Annotated in this window: 16 protein-coding genes and 2 rRNA genes (1 of these 18 only partly in view); 7 read left to right on the top strand and 11 right to left on the bottom strand. The window is 34.4% G+C overall.

Annotation, left to right across the window (positions count from 1 at the left end):
* Positions 1-283, top strand: a 23S ribosomal RNA gene (locus KMW28_RS18950); it begins 2,596 nt to the left of the window's first position.
* 69 nt (positions 284-352) lie between these two features.
* Positions 353-464: ribosomal RNA gene (gene rrf / locus KMW28_RS18945) — 5S ribosomal RNA — on the top strand.
* A gap of 74 nt (positions 465-538) precedes the next feature.
* On the opposite strand, the gene KMW28_RS18940 is transcribed toward rrf, so the two are convergent.
* Positions 539-892 carry a hypothetical protein gene (locus tag KMW28_RS18940; RefSeq protein ID WP_169666864.1) on the bottom strand — a complete coding sequence of 118 codons (354 nt, stop codon included), beginning with the start codon at positions 890-892 and terminating at the stop codon, positions 539-541.
* Between the two features lie 551 nt (positions 893-1,443).
* Positions 1,444-2,442, bottom strand: a complete 999-nt coding sequence (locus KMW28_RS18935) for a LuxE/PaaK family acyltransferase (protein ID WP_169666866.1) — start codon at positions 2,440-2,442, stop codon at positions 1,444-1,446.
* 160 nt (positions 2,443-2,602) lie between these two features.
* On the opposite strand from KMW28_RS18935, the gene KMW28_RS18930 reads away from it, so the two are divergent.
* The gene (locus KMW28_RS18930) at positions 2,603-3,175 is read left to right on the top strand and encodes a hypothetical protein (RefSeq protein WP_066211906.1); all 573 of its coding nucleotides are present in this window, start codon (positions 2,603-2,605) and stop codon (positions 3,173-3,175) included.
* Between the two features lie 34 nt (positions 3,176-3,209).
* Here KMW28_RS18930 and porT read toward each other — a convergent pair whose 3' ends face one another.
* Entirely contained in the window at positions 3,210-4,022 is an 813-nt protein-coding gene (gene porT, locus KMW28_RS18925) for a type IX secretion/gliding motility protein PorT/SprT (protein WP_084005954.1), read from the bottom strand.
* Positions 3,971-4,696, bottom strand: coding sequence for a bifunctional demethylmenaquinone methyltransferase/2-methoxy-6-polyprenyl-1,4-benzoquinol methylase UbiE (ubiE, locus tag KMW28_RS18920; RefSeq protein WP_169666868.1), 726 nt, complete (start codon positions 4,694-4,696; stop codon positions 3,971-3,973). The genes porT and ubiE overlap by 52 nt, the downstream gene beginning before the upstream one ends.
* Before the next feature lie 187 nt (positions 4,697-4,883).
* Here ubiE and KMW28_RS18915 point away from each other — a divergent pair, with 187 nt between their 5' ends.
* Both KMW28_RS18915 and KMW28_RS18910 read left to right on the top strand, forming a co-directional pair.
* A complete protein-coding gene (locus KMW28_RS18915) occupies positions 4,884-7,238 on the top strand; it encodes an OmpA family protein (RefSeq protein ID WP_169666871.1) in 2,355 nt (784 codons plus the stop codon).
* A 26-nt stretch (positions 7,239-7,264) separates the two neighbouring features.
* Positions 7,265-10,039, top strand: coding sequence for an OmpA family protein (locus KMW28_RS18910; protein WP_169666873.1), 2,775 nt, complete (start codon positions 7,265-7,267; stop codon positions 10,037-10,039).
* Positions 10,040-10,089: 50 nt separating this feature from the next.
* Here the strand turns inward: KMW28_RS18910 and KMW28_RS18905 are convergent, their stop codons facing one another.
* From KMW28_RS18905 to KMW28_RS18890, 4 genes are read right to left on the bottom strand one after another with little or no spacing between them, the layout of a single operon-like run.
* Entirely contained in the window at positions 10,090-10,503 is a 414-nt protein-coding gene (locus KMW28_RS18905; RefSeq protein WP_066211915.1) for a BrxA/BrxB family bacilliredoxin, read from the bottom strand.
* Positions 10,504-10,535: 32 nt separating this feature from the next.
* Positions 10,536-10,886: an iron-sulfur cluster assembly protein gene (locus KMW28_RS18900; protein ID WP_084005956.1), complete on the bottom strand. Its 351-nt coding sequence runs from the start codon at positions 10,884-10,886 to the stop codon at positions 10,536-10,538.
* A gap of 9 nt (positions 10,887-10,895) precedes the next feature.
* Entirely contained in the window at positions 10,896-11,333 is a 438-nt protein-coding gene (locus tag KMW28_RS18895; protein WP_169666875.1) for a SufE family protein, read from the bottom strand.
* Positions 11,334-11,351: 18 nt separating this feature from the next.
* Entirely contained in the window at positions 11,352-12,572 is a 1,221-nt protein-coding gene (locus KMW28_RS18890) for an aminotransferase class V-fold PLP-dependent enzyme (protein WP_169666885.1), read from the bottom strand.
* Between the two features lie 286 nt (positions 12,573-12,858).
* Here KMW28_RS18890 and KMW28_RS18885 point away from each other — a divergent pair, with 286 nt between their 5' ends.
* Positions 12,859-13,317, top strand: a complete 459-nt coding sequence (locus tag KMW28_RS18885; RefSeq protein ID WP_066211921.1) for a MerC domain-containing protein — start codon at positions 12,859-12,861, stop codon at positions 13,315-13,317.
* 104 nt (positions 13,318-13,421) lie between these two features.
* On the opposite strand, the gene KMW28_RS18880 is transcribed toward KMW28_RS18885, so the two are convergent.
* From KMW28_RS18880 to KMW28_RS18870, 3 genes are read right to left on the bottom strand one after another with little or no spacing between them, the layout of a single operon-like run.
* On the bottom strand, positions 13,422-13,859 hold the full coding sequence (locus KMW28_RS18880; RefSeq protein ID WP_169666887.1) for a hypothetical protein: 438 nt from the start codon (positions 13,857-13,859) through the stop codon (positions 13,422-13,424).
* 2 nt (positions 13,860-13,861) lie between these two features.
* A complete protein-coding gene (locus KMW28_RS18875) occupies positions 13,862-15,100 on the bottom strand; it encodes an ABC transporter permease (protein WP_169666889.1) in 1,239 nt (412 codons plus the stop codon).
* 7 nt (positions 15,101-15,107) lie between these two features.
* Positions 15,108-15,749 carry an ABC transporter ATP-binding protein gene (locus KMW28_RS18870; protein ID WP_169666891.1) on the bottom strand — a complete coding sequence of 214 codons (642 nt, stop codon included), beginning with the start codon at positions 15,747-15,749 and terminating at the stop codon, positions 15,108-15,110.
* 512 nt (positions 15,750-16,261) lie between these two features.
* On the opposite strand from KMW28_RS18870, the gene KMW28_RS18865 reads away from it, so the two are divergent.
* Positions 16,262-17,668 (top strand): anthranilate synthase component I family protein, encoded by a 1,407-nt coding sequence (locus tag KMW28_RS18865; protein ID WP_169666894.1) that lies wholly within the window; start codon positions 16,262-16,264, stop codon positions 17,666-17,668.

The raw sequence follows: 17,668 nt of genomic DNA, 5'->3' as shown, positions 1-17,668 counted from the left end.
TCGGTCTCTATCTGTTGCGGGCGTTGGAAATTTGAGAGGCTCTGACTTTAGTACGAGAGGACCGAGTTGGACACACCTCTGGCGTACCGGTTGTTCCGCCAGGAGCATCGCCGGGTACCTATGTGTGGAGCGGATAAGCGCTGAAAGCATCTAAGCGCGAAACCCACCTCGAGATGAGATTTCCTTATGAGGGTTGTTATAGATGATGACGTTGATAGGCTTCAAGTGTAAGTTCAGAGATGGATTAAGCTGAGAAGTACTAATCGCCCGAAAGCTTTTCTTCGGTTGGTGTCCCCTTAGTGGGGACACCGACAAAGTTTTTACTGTTCACAGTCAATGATATTAAGACATTGATGGTGCCAATGACGTAGGTGTTCACCTCTTCCCATTCCGAACAGAGCAGTTAAGCCCTACAGTGCTGATGGTACTGGGTTAACCCCCGGGAGAGTAAGTCGGCGCCACATTCATTAAATATAGAAGGTTAGTTAACACGAGATGTTAGCTAACCTTTTTTTGTTTACAGTGAATTGAATAATTTTTATTCTTTTGGGGCAACATAATATTTAATAGCAGTTCCGATAAGTATTAATTCTAAAGATAGAAACATAAATAATACCTCAGTATCTGTTTGACTTATAAAATTATCATTCATATAATAGCCGATAAAAAGAATAATTGAGGGAAAGGCAACAGCTAAAAAGGCAAATATATATTTCTTGTTCTTGGCAAATAAAGAACTCAGCATTACACAAAAAAATATAAAGCTTGTTGCCAGTAGAATCTCAGCAATAAAATATTCTTCCATAAAATAAGAATACGCTGCTCCTGTAAAAGAACAAAAAAAGATTATTACTATGTTAGAGATTGCTTCATGTTCAAATTCTTCGTTCATAATTATTAAAATAATTTGCTTGTCTATTATAGTTTATTTCTAGACAGTATATCTAGTCTAGCTTACAGTAAATATAGAAATATTCAAAAATATAGAAAATCATAAGGGTGTTGCTATCCAACGTATGAGTTTCTGCTAAAACTGATAGTACTAGAGAGGTCGACCTCCTTTATATAGAGACAGAGATGTAAATAGTATTTCTTCGAAAACAAACTAGAAATGTTAGATGCCATTGTTTTAGATGGAACTTCACTCTTCATTCGTATCCTCAACATTTCACGTTTTTCATTTTTAACTTTTCATTTTTAATTTAAAAAACGCTCTTCACTCTTAAAAAAAAGACCCGATAGAAAAATCAATTTCTATCGGGTCTTTTTTCCTTGTAGCCAAACCTAGTTTTTAGTCTGATCTACAGCTTGCTTTGAAGCTAAAATTTCTTGTTTGATGTCGTTTTTAGCGTAAGTAGGACATGTCTTATATGTTCTGCACGAAGACAGCGCAAATAAACCTAGGCAAGAACAGAAAATTAAAAAGCGTTTCATATGATTAATTTATTGTACCATCAAATTACAACCTCTAATATCGGTATTATCAAAGCGACCTAAAACATAAAAATGATTAAAGTCTTTTCCTGGAGCACCGATGTCTTTTGTTTCAATAAAACAGCAAGATTCAATATTGCCTAAATCAACAATATTAATTCCTCCTCTTTTATTGGTAGTTAACGAAAAAGGATCATTAATTTCTCTGAAGTAGATTCTCATCCAAGGTGGAGTAATAAACTGTTCGTCACCTAAAGAGTATCCTTGAGAAAGCAATTCGGTCATACCATATTCTGAGTGAATTTTGTCTGAATTGAATGCTTTTTTTAATTGATCGTGTACCTCACTTCTTGTCAATTCTTTTTTTCTACCTTTCATTCCGCCAGTTTCCATGATAATCACATTAGAGTAATCAGCGGGATGTTTTTCAGCAAAATCAAGAAGAGCAAAGGTCACACCAAATAGGATCACTTTTTCACCACTATTCTTTAAATCCTGCAATTTGTGAGCCAATGTTTCTAAATTATCAAGATAAAAGTCTGAATCACTTGTAGAAAACTCCATAAAGTCAGAAACCATGCGAATTAAGGAGGCATCGTTACGTTCTAAATAGCTTGGTAAAAGGGCTAGAATATGGATTTTATCCAATGGACCATAGATTTTCTCGAAGTATGTGGTGGTAATTTTTTTATAGTGATTAAGGTCGGCTACATAGTGTTGACTCTTCACGCTTCCGGTTGTACCGCTACTTCTAAAAATTTGTTCTTCCGTTATATTTTCACAAATTACCTTTTGAGTCTTAAAAAACTCGATCGGCATAAATGGAATTTCAGTAATCTTATGTATATTATTAATAGAGATTCCTAAATGCTTTAAGTATTCAGCATAAATAGGATTTTGAACAGCTTGAAATCTAAAGGCAGCTAATGTAGCCTCTTCAAAATCTTTTTCACTTTTAATGGTGAATATTTTTTTCTTGAATTGTTCAATAAATTCTATGGATTGCATTCTGAGATACTTTAGATTTAATTATCTTGATACTTAAAAGTAAAGGAATTTACTAAAAGTGACGTAGATCCACCTAATAAATTAAGTTCATCTGTCTATGACTTCGCTAAAATATATAACACAGCAAATAAAATATGTACCTTATCTGTTAATACTTCTCATGTTAAGTTCATGTTTTGGAGAACCTGAGTTTCCAAACGAACCTGAGATTGAATTTGCGTGGATAGAAAATAGGGCAGGTGGTGATGGAGATTCGGATTCTGGGAAACAAGATTCTATTTATGTAGGTCTAAATTTCAGAGATGGGGATGGCGATTTAGGATTAAGTTCTGATGAACAAGATCCAAAGTATGATGCAACTATTCCCGATCCTGATAATCCTGATACTACTATGGTAAATAAGTATCACAACAATTATTTTGTTGATATACTTTTAAAACGTCCTGATGAAACAGAATTTTCCATGATCACATTTGATGATGGAACTTCATACAATGGTCGTTTCCCATTGTTGAACAATTCAGGAAGAGATAGACCTTTAGAAGGTGAGTTGAGGTACTTAATACTACTACTTGTTGATGAAAGAATTCAAGATATATTTTCAGAAGGAGACTCTATAAAGTTTGAAATTCATATATGCGACAGAGCATTAAATGAAAGTAACTTTATTACTACGGAAGGTGTGGAAATAGGAACATCAAAAGGTAAAGACGAAGAAGCCCCTACTGATTAATAGTAGAGGCTTTTTATATAATCTTTTTTTGATATTAACCTTCAAAGTTGATCACAAACGATATTTTGTGTGTTCTAATGGCATCGACCGTATGCATAATCAAAGAGTTCTCTGGTTGAGCTGCAACGTTCATTAAACCATGTGAGATTCTAATCTCTGGAGATAAGCAGAACATACTATTGTAAATATGGAATCCAAAACCCCAAGTCAAAGACATATTAAACTCGTTTAAAGTAATAAAATACTCTTTTCTTGATGATTCATGTTTTGTAGCTACCATATATGAAGGTGTAATACCTCCTAATAAATACATTCTATGATTCTTTCTTCTATCAGACTGATATTTCAACAATAATGGAATCTCCAAATTGGTATTCGATTGAAGCTGATCAACATCTCTACTATCTAGTGTTCCTCCGTCTAATAAATCAATAGAAAATCTTCTAGAAAAAAACGAAACGTTAGGAGAGGTCCTAAAGTGCCAGTGATTATCTTGAGATAATTTGATGTTCATGATGAAGCCAAGTAAAAAACTGGCAGTCGTCTGAGGAGTTATGTAAGTAAGATATTGGTTAGTAGTTCCATCTTCATTCGGTATGATTATGTAAGGATCGCTCGATGGATCCATTCCTACCGGAGAGGAAATATACCCTATCTGAAAACCATAATGAAAAGTTCGGTTGTCGAAATTCATTAGGTTGTAAACGGTACTACTCGTCTGTTTTTTCTTCTTTAATTGAGCAAATGATGTATTTGAACAAAATGTGATCAATAAAATAGAGAAAAATAAAAAATTTATTTTGTTCCTGTATATATAGAACTTATCCCAAAAGTGAGTGTTGTACATGTGGCCGATTTGTAACCTAGTTTACTTAGAATATCAGTAAAAGCTTTTCCGTAAGGGAATTGTTCTACAGATTCAGGTAAGTAAGTATAGGCTGAGTTATCTTTAGAAACTAATTTTCCTATCAAAGGTAATACTCGCATAGAATAGAATCTATATAAATGTTTGAATAGGAAATTTGTAGGTTGTGAGAATTCAAGTACAACTAATGTGCCATTAGGTTTTAATACTCTCTTGATTTCTGCCAATCCTTTCTCCAAATTTTCAAAGTTACGAACACCAAAAGCAACTGTTACAGCTTCAAAAGAATTATCTACAAAAGGTAAGTTTTCTGAATCTCCAATTTGAAGGTCAATAACATCTGATAAACCTTTTTTAGCAATCTTTTCACGACCAACTTCTACCATACCTGAAGAAATATCAGCTCCAGTAATTTTTTCTGGTTTAAGTGTTGCCCATGCTTGCAATGCTAGGTCACCCGTTCCTGTTGCTACATCCAAAATAGTCTTTGGTTGTTGTTTCTTTAATTTATTGATAGCTACTTTTCTCCAATAAATATCTATTCCACCACTAAGAACACGGTTAAGTAAATCGTACTTCGCCGATATGTTATTAAACATATTTGCCACCTGTTCTTTTTTGCCGTCTCCGCTATCTTTATAAGGTAATACCGTCATGTTTTTATCTAATTGATGTTTTCAGTAAATTGTACTGAATTGATCTCGGAAAATTCTGAGATTATATTTTTTGCAAAATTACAATTTTCAAAGTTTAGACCAATGCTTTTTGCATTTTAACTTATAATTGTATGATATTGTTTGCATTATCTAACTAAGAATATATTACAAAGCGACATTTTTTAACATGAAACTTCATTTACACCCACTTTTTACTGTCTGTGTCATACTATTTTCTATCAATTTATCTTTTGGACAAAAAGTAAAACATACTTCTGAGTTTAAAAAGGCTGTTCGATATGCCAAAGAGTACATGAAATACGAAGAATTTCATCATGCAGAAGAAGTTCTTAAACATGTAGCTGATGAAGGTGCTTCTGATACTGAATGGAATTACCTTATGGGATATGTCTATATACATTCTCAGACTTTAAATAAAAGTCACGCACTCGCCTATTTCGAAAAAGTAAATGATGAGGAGACTTACCCTGAATTAAAACGTTTAAAAGCAGTTTCTTTACAATACAATCATCGTTTTAAAGAAGCATATGATTTATATGATCATTACTTATCGACCACAAAAACCGATAAAAAACTAACCAAAGAACTGGAGCTTTTAAAGAAACAATGTTTAAAGAGTATGGAATTAATGGATGATTCTTTAGAAATGATCATCGTTAATTTGGGACCTAATATTAACTCCGAATATCAAGATTTCGCCCCCGTGCTTTCAGCAGATGAAAAAACATTAATCTTTACTTCAAGAAGACCAGATAGTAAAGGGGGAGATATCGATCCGATCGATGGTTTGTATTATGAAGATGTCTATATCGCTCACCATGATGAAGAGGGTGTTTGGCAAAAAGCAAAAAATATTGGAACAACAGTAAATACAAAAGGTCATGATGCCGCTGTAGGTATTTCCCCTTCAGGTAATTCTTTGTTTTTGTATAGAAACACAGGAAGCCATTCAGGTGATTTATATTTAAGTCAGTGGAACGGAAAGGATTGGTCAAGACCACTAGAGTTATCAAAAGATATTAATTCTGATAATTGGGAAACACATGCCTCTCTAACTGCCGATGGTAAATCGCTTTATTTTACTAGTAACCGATCTCAAAAAGATGCTCACGGCGGTAAAGATATTTATGTTATCCATAAGGAAGAGGATGGTAGTTGGGGAAAGGCTGAAAATTTAGGCCCAGTGATTAATACAGAGTATGACGAGGAATCTCCGTTTATTCACCCAAGTGGAAAAGTATTGTACTTTAGTTCTAAAGGACACAATGGTATGGGAGGTTACGACATTTATTCTTCGGAATGGAATGAAAGTACTAAGGCCTGGTCTACCCCAAAAAATATTGGCTACCCTATAAACACTGCAGGAGACGATGTTTTTTATTCAATTTCTTCTGATGGACAAAGAGGCTACTTCTCTTCTATTAGAGAAGATAGTTATGGTGGACAAGATATTTATATGGCCATTGTTCCATCGGAAACAGTACAGTCAATTGCCTTGGTAGGTGAAGTACGTGATGCAACATCAAATAATTTGGTGGAAGCAGGATTGTCGGTAGTAGAAAATGATGTGAAAGAAGAGATCATCACGGCTAGTGCTGAAGGTGGTAAATATTTATTCTATTTAGAACCTGATCATAATTATGGATTTAGGGTGCTACAAAGTGGTTATTTATTTCATTCAAAGAATATCAATATCAAAGAAATCGATCAGTATCTGGAAATTAATGATATTGTGAAGTTGAAAAGAATCGCCCCTCAAGAAAGAGAGGAGTTAAATAACATATTCTTTGATGATCAATTGAATATTACAGAACAATCGGAGGCAGAATTGAATGATTTAGCCAACTTCATTAAAAATGTAGAGGAATATAAAATAGGTATCCACGTGCATGAAGCTTTATCGGATAAAGACTCTGCAAGTGTGATGGAATATACTCAAGATAAAGCGGACAAAATTGCTAAAGAATTAATAAGTAGAGGGGTAGATGTAGATAAATTAGAAGTAGAAGGGTTCGGTTGGCAACATCCAATTGCCTCTAATAATTCAAAATTAGGTAGACTAAAGAATCAGAGAATTGAATATGTAATTCTTCCAAAAGATATAGAAGAAGTAGCTTTTGTAGAAGTAGTAGTAGAAGATACAATTCCAGTATTAGAGCCTACTTTAGGTGAAGTTTTGGATGTTATCGGAACGATCAATTTTGCTTTTAATAGTAATGTAATTACATCGGAAAGTTTTCGTGTAATCGAACAAGTTTTTGATGTAATGGATAGATATCCGGACCTCTTGTTAGAGGTAGGCGGACATACAGATAACAAAGGTACAGCCGCATTTAATACTATTTTAGGAGAAAAAAGATCTAAAGCTGTGGTTCAACAATTGATCATTATGGGGATAGAAAAAAGTAGATTAACGCATAAATCTTATGGATTTAAACAGCCAATTGCAGACAATAACACGGAAGAAGGTAGAAAAAAGAATCGTAGAATTTCGTTTACTCCTCTAGAATTTCGAAATTAGTAGTTTAATAATCAGATACTCTCAAAATGATCTACTCCCAAAATAAACTGTTACTATTACTACTTTTTATAATAACTTCATTGCATAGTATTGGGCAAACAGTTAGCTCAAAAGACAAAAAAGCGCTCAAAGAAGCAGAAAGATATTTAAAAATTGAAGAATATCATTTTGTGGAAGATGAAATGCTTGTTGCTACTAAGACAAGTCAGAATAACGCTTTAATGTGGTATTATTTAGGTATAGCAACTTTTCATTCACCTACAAAAAATAAGGTTGATGCACTTCCTTATTTCCAAAAAGCGAATATTCTACAACCCGATATGCGTCAAATCGATTATTGGCTGGGAAGAACTTACCATTTAGTTATGGAGTTCGATTCTGCCATAGTCAAATTTGAGAAGGCCAAAGCAATTCTTCAATCGGAAACCGAAGAAACTTTAAAAGAGAAGAAAAAGTTAGCCGGTTACACTGTTTTTACAGAAGAGGAATTGGATAGATATATTGATCAATGTAAAAGAGGACCTGCATTTTTTGCAAAAGCAGATAATAAATTGATGCTTAATCTTTCTTTGGCCAATACTTATCTTCCAGATTTAGCACCAATTATTACGGTAGATGGTTCTCGTTTATACTTTACATCTCATCGTCAGGATATCTCGAGTCATCATGAATTAGACCCTCATGACCAACTTCCATATCAAGATGTATTTTACATGGATAGAAGAGAAGATGGGTTTTGGCATTCTCCAAAAGAATTTAGCGAGATCAATACAGATGAACACGATGCAGCGATTGCATTGTCTTCTGATGGGAATCAACTTTTCATGTACCGTAGTTACGGAAAAAGTACAAACAATCCGGGGAACATCTACGAAGTGAATTATAGGGATGGAAAATGGTCTGAACCAACATCAGTTTCTGCACCGATTAATTCTACTGCTCATGAAACACACATGAGTATGTCTGCCGATGGTAAAGCAATTATTTTCGTAAGTGATAGAGAAGATCCTGAAGCACAAGGAGGAAAAGACTTATACATCATTAGAAAGCTACCTAACGGTGAGTGGGCTGAAGCACAAAACCTAGGTGGAGTAATTAACTCTGACTTAGACGAGGAATCGCCTTATATACATCCGAATGGTAAGACTTTATACTTTAGTTCACAAGGGCATCACAGTATTGGTGGTTTTGATGTATTTAAAATCGATATCGATTTAATGACTGGTGAACTAGGTACATTAGAACAGTTAAATTATCCAGTAAACTCACCAAGCGATGATATTTTCTATGTAATGTCTGCTGATGGTGAAGAATCATATTTTTCTTCAGTAAGAGAAGAAGGAATGGGTGGATTCGATATTTATTGTGTGAAAAACAACGAAGCCAATATTCAAAAAGTAGTTTTCTTTAAGTTTGCAGCTACCACAGAAGACGAGAAAAATGCAGCAATTAATTTAAAATTGATCAACATTAAAACTCAGGAAATAGAAAGAGAACTTGATTTTATTAATATCAATACGCCTGTAGAATTTATGCATCGTTGTTATGGAAACTATGGAGTTATCTTAACTGCTGATAATTATCTATTGAAGTCTGAAAGAATTGATTTTAGTAAATATAATTCAGGAACTGTAAACTATACGAAAACATATACCTTACAACCTTTTGCTGAAAATAGATCAGAGGAACTGAACAATATCTATTTCAAAGAAAATGAATTGGATATGGCAGCCTCGGCAATAGAACTTAAATTATTAAAAGAGTTTATTGAAAAGCACCCTGATCAGAGTATAGAAGTGGTAGGACATAGTAATTACAATGATGATAAAAGTGACCTTGTTTTAGAATTTGAATCTAAAACTAGATCTATGGAGTCTTTAGAAGGTATGCATACTGTTGGATATACAGATGATGCCCTAGTAGATCAAAATATTGGTTACGGTACTAGATTCCCTCTTTATTTAGCAGATGATGAAGAGTCTTGGAAAAATGAACGTATGGAGTACATCATTCGTCCCAAGGGATATCAAAAAACATTGTCAAGAGCAGCCAATTGTCAACATTACGATGCAGACTTAAGTTATAATGAACTGTTGGTCGAAGAAAGTAATGATGATGTGATAGATATTAATAAGGATCTATTGAATCATTTACTGGCTGAACTTAGAAATTGTGCTGTTTTAGAATTAGTAATTACTGCAGATGAATCGAAAAAAGGATTAGCTGATATTAATGCAATTATTGATTATATGGTTGATCACGGTGTAGAAAGAGAACAACTGTCTTCTAAATTTGTAAAAGGGGCGAAGACAGGAGTGAACTTGAGATACATTGAAAATACAGGTGGTTCTGAGGATGGTTATGTAAATTATGATCCTGAACACGATCATGAGGAAATTCATCAAGAAATTGTTGGAGAAAACACAAGTAATGAGGACTTGGAATTTGAGAAACGAGTAGAAGATATGACTATTCAGTTTCCATTTGATTCAAAGGAATTCTCCACAACACATCATAAAATCTTATCCGAAATCAAAGAGTATTTAACGAAAAATCCGAAAAAATCTTTAAAGATTACAGGACATACAGATAGTAGTGGTCCAGCGGTTTATAATACTTATTTAGGTATGGAGAGAGCAAAATCAGTAGGATTTTTCTTTAAAGATATCGAAAACCCTAATCGTATTATTGTAGATAGTAAAGGTGAGGATGAACCACTTGTTAGTAATGCTACAAAAGAGGGAAGACGACAAAACAGAAGAATACATTTTAAGTTTGCCTACGTAGGAAACTCTAAATAAAAAAAATGCTGATCGAATTAACGATCAGCATTTTTTTGTTTTCATTCTGACTAGCAGAATTCTTTATAAACAGCCGTAAGGTGTTCAGCGATCATTTCAGCAGAACGGCCTTCGATGTGGTGTCTTTCGATAAAGTGAACTAACTCACCATCTTTGAACATCGCAATACTTGGCGACGATGGAGGGTAAGGTAACATTAACTCTCTAGCTTTAGCTACTGCCTCAGCATCAACACCAGCAAATACTGTTGCCAATTGAGTTGGTTTTACCTCTGATTGTTGAAGCGATTGTAAAACGCCTGGTCTACAAGTACCTGCAGCACAACCACAAACTGAGTTGATTACCAATAAAGTAGTACCTGCTTTCGCAATAGTTTCTTCTACTTCAGTAGCAGATGTTAGATCTGCAAAACCATTATCAGTCAACTCCAATTTCATAGGAGTAGTCAAATGTTCTGGATACATAATTTCCGTTATTGTTTATACGTTTGTATTCTCTATAAAAAGCCGAGTTCCAACTTTGCTTCTTCAGACATCATGTCTGTAGTGTAAGGAGGCTCGAAAGTAAGTTCAATTTCTACATCACTCACTCCTTCTACTGCTTTTGCCACTTGCTCAATTTCACCAGGGATTTGTTCCGCAGAAGGGCAAGAGGGTGTAGTAAGTGTCATTAAAATATGCACTTTGTTTAAAGGAGGAATAATATTGATATCATAGATTAACCCCAATTCGAAAACATCTACTGGGATTTCAGGATCATACACTGTTTTGATCGCTGCAATGATATTATCTTTTAATTCATCTGTATTGCTCATAGTATTTACAGATTCGTTTTTATTTTCTGACATGATTGAATATTAGTTTTTCGCACTGTAAGCCAATGCATAAAACTTCATTTGTTTGATCATTGAGGCAAAGCCATTAGAACGTTGAGAGCCAATTACTCCATTCATACCAATTTTTTCAAAGAAGAATAAATCAGCATTCATAATTTCTAGAGGAGTTCTACCATTAAGCACTCTAATTAGTAAACTGATTAAACCTTTAGTGATATCAGTATTACTATCTGCATTGAAAATAACATGACCATCTACAAAATCGGTAGTTAGCCACACTTTCGATTGACACCCTTTGATTAAGTTTTCGTCAACCATGTGTGTTTCATCAATTGCAGGAAGTTCTTGTCCTAATTCCATGATATAAAAGATAGTAGACTCTCTATCTCCATCTAACAAATCGAAATCATCGATGATGTCGTTTTGTACTTCTTCTATGCTTTTTGTTGCCACTGACATATTTATATCTATTTCTATTTATCCAAACATTTTTACAATCCTTTTTAGGGCTTCGATAAAGTTATCGATCTCTTCAAAGGTATTATACACAGAGAATGATGCTCTTACTGTTCCTTCCAAGCCATAACGAGCCATTAAAGGTTGAGTACAGTGATGACCGGTTCTTACCGCAATGCCTCTAGCATCCAACATCATCCCAATATCATAATTGTGGATATTCTCTATAATAAATGATAGAACGCTTACTTTGTTTGATGAGGTACCAATTATTTTTGCCGTAGGTACTTCTTCAATCAATTTTTTTGTAGCGTAATCCAACAATTCTTTTTCTCTTGCAGCAATGTTTTCCTTCCCGTATCTGTTGATAAATTCAATAGCTTTAGCATAAGCTACTGTATCTGCAATATTTGGGGTGCCTGCCTCAAATTTATAAGGTAGAGTATTAAATGTAGTACCATCAAAAGATACTTCTTTAATCATTTCTCCACCGCCCATAAAAGGAGGCATATCATTTAAAATATCTTCCTTACCATATAAAAAGCCCATACCTGTTGGTCCGAACATTTTATGTGCTGAGGTAACAAAGAAATCACAATTCAGAGCTTGAACATCAATTGGTAAGTGAGCTGCAGATTGTGCACCATCGATTAAAACTACAGCACCAATTTCGTGGGCTTTCTCGATAATACGTTCTACAGGATTTACTGTACCCAAAGCATTTGATGCATGAACGATAGAAACGATTTTCACTTTGTCTGAAAGCATTTTTTCAAATTCCTCGAAGATAATTTCACCTTCATCAGAAATTGGAATGTTTCTAACAGTTGCCCCTTTTTCTTGGGCCACAATCTGCCAAGGAACAATATTGGAGTGGTGTTCCATAGTAGAAACAATCACTTCATCGCCTGCTTGTAAATTAGCTCTACCATAAGTATTCGCTACAAGATTGATTCCTTCTGTAGTTCCTTTAGTGAAAATGATTTGCTCTGTTTTTGGCGCATTGACAAACTCTTTAAGCAATTCACGAGTATGCTCAAAAGCTTGAGTTGCTTTGTCTGCAAGTGCGTGTGCCCCTCTATGAACATTAGAGTTGTATCCTTTATAATATCCTGAAAGCGCATCAATGACCGATTGGGGTTTTTGATTTGTCGCACCATTATCAAAATAAGTAAGAGGATGACCGTTTACCTCTGTGGCCAATATTGGGAATTCGCTTCGAAGTTGTTCAATGTCAATCATTATCAAAAAAAAGTTATTTAGAATAAATCTATATACATATTAACTGCAAATTTGAACAAAAGTTCTACTTATTCAAAGTTCTTGACGATTTGATCATTAAATATTTGATTTTTTACATGAAAATATGATAAATCATTAATGTTTAAACGAATGTTGGAGATTTTATGGAATATATTTTCGCAAATAAATATTGATATATGCTGAATTAGGATAATTTTTGTAAATGCAACTACATCTTTGTTGCAACAAGTTTGCAAAAAAAAGAATCGAGATATAATTTTGCATCATGATCAATTCCTTACGATTAAGACTAGAAAGATATGCCGATCAAATTGGCTTTACTGGATCCTTGTTTTGTTTAATACATTGTATTCTTACTTCAGGAGTAATTATTTTTACTTCTGCTTTATCTCATGCACATGAGGGACATGATCATGCACACTCGCATACCATGGATTTTTTTGGAGTTCTAGATATCTCAATGGTTTTAATAGGAGGTATTGCGGTTTATTTTGCTTCCAGAAAATCTTGTATCCGTTGGATGAAAGTAGGAATGTGGATGTCATATTTAGTGTATGCTACTACCATGTTAGTAAAATATGCAGGTTTTGAACCTATGTGGTTAGCAGTCATCTCTTACTCCGCATCATTTTCATTGATCGCACTTCATTTTATGAATATGAAAAAAACACATGGAAAGGATCATTCATGTGATTCTGAATTGTGTGTGGTAAAATCAAATTAAGAGAATAAGACTTTTATAGTCGTTACGATAATTAAAAAAGAGTTAGCTCAATTACACTGAACTAACTCTTTTTTTATATCCATTCGATAAATGAATATCAAATACTATTCGACTTTGATGAGTTCTGTATTTTTAAGTTTATAGATTAAACTATAAAAATCATCTCTGTTTAATTTTAACTGTCCTCTCACCGTCACTTTTTTATTTACCTGACTTTGCACTTTGGGAATATCCAATTCCATTACTGTTTCAGGGCCTGCATTTCCACAAAAGAAACAACTAGCGAAAGGCATAAAAGAGATGATACTTGTCCCATCTTCACTATCCACTGGTAAAATATAACCGGATATAGTGATAAATGAACCGTCTAGCATTTCTACTTCAGGGCCGAAAATAGGTTCTGAAACCTCAAAGCCTAAGGTTTCGTCCATGTAGGTTTTCATTTCTACATGACTTAAAGTCTTCCAAGGATTGTTATCATCTTGTGCATATGAAGTAGTCAAGAATGAAAAAAGTAGTAAGACGAAAGTGATATATTTCATGTTTATTCTGATAAAGCTTTTGATATGTTAGTACGTGCTGCTTGAAGTGCAGGAAGTATAGAAGCTAAAAATCCAATACCGATTGTACTTGCAAATAAAACAATTTCTCCCGAGTTAAATGATGTACCACCAATATTTAACGCCGCTAATGTATCAATTTGCGTCGCTGCTATATAAATACTCCCATGACTCAGTAACATTCCTATCCCAAACCCAATGAAAGAACACAGTAAACCTTCTATTAATAAAAGACTAAAAATATATCTTTGAGATGTACCTAAAGATCGTAAATAGGCCAATTCGTATTTTCTCTCTTTCAATGAATTATATAGCGAGATGAAAATACTCAAGCCAGAAACAATCATAATAGCAACAGCTAAAGCTTTTAGTGCTTTGATCGCATCATCTAATAAAGACAATAATCTTGATGTTTCATAAGCAGGAGAAGCGGCTTGCATAGAGGTTTGTTCATTCACCATTCTAGGTAAAGTGATGGCACCCATTGGGTTTCTAAACTTAATCAGAAGGTTAGTGATTTCTCTATCTTCCTCATGATCATCATGATGATGTTCCTCTTTTTTACTAGATAAATTCCCATAATTGGCTCCACTTGGTTTTTCGTGTTTATGTACATCCCAAATAGAAGACAAACTCGTTAATAACAATTGATCGATCACTGTGCCTGTAGGTTTTAAAATACCGACTACTTCAAAATGTTCATGATCGTGTTCGTGTCCACCTTCTCCAATGCCATGAGCTGAATGAAAATCATCTCCAAGTTTTAAACCTAGTTTTTTAGCCACAGCAGATCCAACAGTTACTTCTAATGATTTGTTTTCATCAAACATTTTTCCTGAAGCGATTTCTGCTTTATATAATTCAGGGTATTCATGAGTAGTACCTACAATTCGATAGCCTTTATAAGAATCACCTAAAGATTGAGGGATAGCTTTTGAAACCAAAGGATGTTTTTTTAAACGTTTGGTTTCAGATAAAGGGATATTTCCGGTAGGAGTATCTACTTGATAAATGGCACAGAGAATAAGTTGTAAAGGACTTCCTTTCGCACCGACAACCATACCAATACCTGCTTGATTTTTCTTCAGTGTTTTCTCAAAATAATCTTGAGAGAGTAATAAAGCAGAAATAATACTTACCCCAAAGGCAAAAAGGATAAGATTTAATGATGTATTTAAAGGCTTATGCCATAAATTTTTCCAGGCAAACTTAAAGATATTCATAATTGGCTTAGTGAAGTTTAGATAAGGTAAGTGTTCTTTCTGCAAAGGCTTCTTTTAATCGGCTGTCGTGAGTAACAATCGCTAAAGCTGAATTTTCTTCAGAAGCCATTTCTCTTAATAATTGAATTACCTCATTGGCATGTTCATCGTCTAAACTCGCTGTGGGTTCATCAGCCAATAATAATGCAGGCTTATTGATGAGTGCCATAGCGACACTCAGACGTTGTTTTTCCCCCTCACTCATATTACTTGGACTAGCATCAATATGTTGGGCAATATCCAATCTTTCCAATAAATGTTTGATTCTACCACTATCTACTTTTTTGCCTCCAGCTTTCTGAGCAAAAGCTAAATTTTCTTTTACTGTTAATGCTCTAGCAAAATGCGGCTTCTGGAAAATCACACCAATATTTTTCCCGCGGAATTGATCTACTTTACTTCCTGTAAGTTGAGTAATATCCGTGTCGTTGATAATCACTTTACCTGACGTTGCAGGAAGTAAACCTCCCAATACATGGAGTAAAGTGGTTTTTCCACATCCGGAAGCACCAAGAATCAAAATTTCTTCTCCAGATTTAATTTCAAAATCAGGAAAACTGATTTCAACCCCTTTTGGATATTTATATATAAGTTGATGTATTTGAATCATTTATTCGATTAGCTTAGATCGTTCAATTAGTGTGATCACTTTTGAGACTTGTGAGATATTTGGCTAAAAATACTATAAACTTTGAAGAATAGATAGTGATAACTTTCGTGGAAATCTTAAACAAATCAAAATAACAGAGAGTTTTTGATAGCTAAATAGTTAATCAAATATTAATCGTTGAAAGATTGGTTGGTTTTGTTTGAAAATTTTCAATAAAAAGCAATATTTGTTAATAAAATACTTGTGATTATTGTTTTTTTGTTGATGTCATCGAAAAAATCAATAATTCGTTGGGAATTAACTTTCTACTCACTACTTTTATCGCATAATGAAAAATGCAATCAAAAATATCGTTTTATCGTGGTGGTGGCGCTCAGTTAATTCCAATTGAGTGAACAGTCGCGTATAGCTATATTTTTCAAGATATATATTATAAAAAAAGCTCGCTGATCACTCAGTGAGCTTTTTTTATGTTCATACTTTTTGCAGTCAAAAAAATAAATTAAAATAACATGTACCGTTTCATCAACACACACGCTGAATTACTAGCCGATACGGTGACTCCAGTAAGTATTTACTTGAGGGTGAGAGACCGTTTTGCCAATAGCTTACTATTAGAAAGTTCGGATTACCATGGGGCTGATAACAGTTACTCTTTTATCTGTTGTGAACCTGTTGCCGAGTTTTCAGTTAATGATAAAGAATTAAGAATTCAGTATCCTGGAGAAGAGGAGCAAAAACGAAATCTTGATAATTATGAGGAAGCTTTAGCAGCATTATCGACATTCTCGAAGTCATTTGAATACAAAAATGAGGAACACCAAAAGTTTGCTTCTCATGGTTTATTCGGATACATGACTTACGATGCGGTACAATCGTTCGAGGAAATTACTTTTGATAAGGATAAAGTAGATACAGAGATTCCTCAGATTCGATATCAAGCATTTAGATATGTGATAGCGATCAACCACTTTAAAAATGAGCTGCATATTTTTGAGCACATTCCTGAAGGGGAAGCATCAGAAAGTAATATCGAAGAAATTAAGACGTTGATCAAAAGTAAAAACTATCCTGCTTATCACTTCTCGAGAGTGGGAGAGGAAACGACCAACTTCACTGATCAAGAATTTTTAGATGTGATTAAGAAAGGAAAAGATCACTGTTTTAGAGGAGATGTTTTCCAAATCGTTTTATCAAGACGTTATCAACAAAACTTCCAAGGCGACGAGTTCAATGTATATAGAGCCTTGAGATCAATTAACCCATCACCTTATTTATTCTATTTCGATTACGGTACATACAAGATCTTTGGTTCATCGCCGGAGGCACAAATTATAATAAAAGATAAGCAAGCGACGATCCATCCAATTGCTGGTACATTTAAGCGTACGGGTAATGACAAAAAGGATGCGGAAATCGCTCAAGAGTTATACAACGATCCAAAAGAAAACTCAGAACACGTCATGCTAGTTGATTTAGCCAGAAACGATTTGAGTAGAAATGGAGATGAGGTAGAAGTAGAAGTATTTAAAGAAATCCAATATTATTCTCATTTGATTCACTTGGTATCTAAAGTGAATGGTCAGCTTACAGAAGGCACAGATCCTTTGAGAGTAGTGGCCGATACTTTCCCTGCAGGTACATTATCTGGATCGCCTAAATACAAGGCCATGGAATTAATCGACAAGTATGAAAACGTGAGAAGAAGTTTCTACGGTGGTGCGATTGGTTTTATGAGTTTTGATGGCGACTTCAACCACGCAATTATGATCCGTTCGTTCTTAAGTTTGGACAATCAGTTAACGTATAGAGCGGGTGCAGGTGTAGTGGCACAATCGTCGGAGGAAAGTGAATTGCAAGAGGTGCACAACAAATTGGCAGCACTGAGAAATGCAATGGACAAAGCGGAGAATTTATAA

It is taken from the genome of Flammeovirga yaeyamensis (assembly GCF_018736045.1).
Taxonomy (GTDB): domain Bacteria; phylum Bacteroidota; class Bacteroidia; order Cytophagales; family Flammeovirgaceae; genus Flammeovirga; species Flammeovirga yaeyamensis.
This window is presented reverse-complemented; position numbering and strand designations above follow the sequence as displayed.